Genomic DNA, 1,449 nt, shown 5'->3' with positions numbered 1-1,449 from the left:
GCGCTCCGCGTTCCGCGCCCTGCCGCCCACCACCGAGGCGCGCGGACATCTGCACGCGCTGGCCACGCGGCTGAAGGCACCGGGCGGCGCGGTGGAGGATCCGTGCGTGGAGCCGAGCGACACCGGCTGCGCGCGGTCCGCGCTGACGCCGTTCTTCCGCGCGCTGGACGGGCTCCTGGAGGGCACGGCGAAGACGCCCACGGTCGTCGCCGCGTTCGGCAACTCGCTCATCGCGGGGGACCGCATCGTGGACGTGGTCCGCGACGAGCTGGTGGCGGGCTTCGGCCACGCGGGCCGGGGCGCGCTGCTGGTGGACCGCATGGCACCCTACGGTGGCCGGTCGCGCACGGCCGCCGTGAGCAACGGCTGGCAGCCGCGCACGCTGGGCGAGCTGCGCGCGCCGCCGCACCCGTTCGGCATCACCGGCGTGTACCACGTGGCCACCGAGCACCGGGCCCGGGGCCGCTTCAAGCTGGACGGCGAGCCGCGCGGGACGCTGTGGTGGAAGGACGTGAAGGGCGCGGGCCGCCTCGTCGTGTCCGTGGATGGCACGGTGCTCGCGCGCACGGAGCCGCAGGGGGACGGTGCCAGCCGCACCACGTCCTTCGACCTGCCCGCGGGCGCGAGGTGGCTGGACGTCACCGCGGAGGGCAAGGGCGCCATCGTGCAGGGCGTGGTGCTTCAGCAGGACGCGCCGGGCATCGTGCTGGACATGCTCGGCGTGCCGTCCGCGGATGCCACGCTGTACGCGCGGCTGGAGGAGGACGCGCTGAAGGCGCAGCTCGCGCAGCGCGACCCCAGGCTGCTGCTCTTCTTCCTGGGCGGCAATGAGTCCAAGCGCCTGGAGTGGAAGCGCACGGACCTGCCCACCGTGCGCCGGGACCTGGCCGCGCTCCTGCGCCGCGCCCGCGCCGCCGCGCCCGGCAGCGGGTGCATGGTGGTGGGCCCCTTGGACGCGGTGCGGGACGCCACGCGAAGGGCAAGCCCCTGACGCAGCGGCCGTTCCTGGAGGCCGTCATCCAGGCCGAGCGCGAGGTGGCGCTCGCCGGGGGCTGCGGCTTCTTCAATCTCTACACGGCGATGGGCGGCGCGGGGTCGCTCGCGCGCTTCCATCAGGCGGGGTTCATGCACGAGGACCTGGTGCATCCGCGCGGCCGGGGACTGGACCTGCTGGGACAGCTGGTCGCGGACGCGCTGCTGGCGGGATGGGCGAACGAGGGCGCGGTGCCGGCACCGGCGCTCACGTCCTCGCGTGAGGATGCACCGGTGGGCAGTGCAAGCGGCCAGACCGCGGAGGCGGTGCCATGAAGCGGCTCTTCGTCGCGCTGTGTTTGTTGTTGGAGGCAGGACCCGCGTTCGCGCAGGTGCCCGCCGCGAAGCCGGCGCCCGTGGCGCGGGCGGCTGCCGCATCCGCTGAGACGCCGGCGCCCGTGGAGAGTGCTCCCGCCG

1 protein-coding gene and 1 pseudogene are annotated in these 1,449 nt (G+C 75.1%); both read left to right on the top strand.

Features of this window, described 5'->3' with window-relative positions; translation table 11 throughout:
- Window positions 1-991 (top strand): annotated as a pseudogene (locus ACLEQD_RS43290) (hypothetical protein); the annotation flags it as partial.
- Window positions 992-1,035: 44 nt separating this feature from the next.
- The gene (locus ACLEQD_RS43285) at window positions 1,036-1,308 is read left to right on the top strand and encodes a hypothetical protein (protein ID WP_410391775.1); all 273 of its coding nucleotides are present in this window, start codon (window positions 1,036-1,038) and stop codon (window positions 1,306-1,308) included.
- Window positions 1,309-1,449: the final 141 nt, after the last annotated feature.

It is taken from the genome of Corallococcus sp. 4LFB, from assembly GCF_046520365.1.
In the GTDB taxonomy this organism is placed as follows: domain Bacteria; phylum Myxococcota; class Myxococcia; order Myxococcales; family Myxococcaceae; genus Corallococcus; species Corallococcus caeni.
The sequence above is the reverse complement of the archived record's forward strand: the minus strand, read 5'-3'. Positions and strand labels throughout refer to the sequence as shown.